The 272-nt window shown below is 45.6% G+C and carries 1 pseudogene; it reads left to right on the plus strand.

Going from position 1 to position 272, the window contains the following annotated elements:
• Positions 1–272: pseudogene (locus tag FQ668_RS28830) on the plus strand (oligopeptide ABC transporter substrate-binding protein OppA); the annotation flags it as partial.

Genomic DNA, 272 nt, shown 5'->3' on the forward strand with positions numbered 1-272 from the left:
TCCTAGTACGGGTAACAACACTGGACACTACTTCAAGACCGCCAACATCGCTAATGCTGGCGCTATCTTATCGGGAGACGTTAAAGCCTCTGAGTTGGGTGTAAAAGCGCTGACGGACACTGCACTTGAAGTAAAATTGACCAAACCAACACCGTATTTCTTGAGCTTAATGAGTGTGAAGACCTTCTTCCCTCTTCCTAAAGTGGTAGTAACTAAATTCGGTAACCAGTGGACTCGTCCAGAAAACATGGTCACCAATGGTGCCTATAAGT

The sequence above is a fragment of the Pseudomonas sp. Kh14 genome (genome assembly GCF_900291005.1).
GTDB lineage: Bacteria > Pseudomonadota > Gammaproteobacteria > Pseudomonadales > Pseudomonadaceae > Aquipseudomonas > Aquipseudomonas alloputida.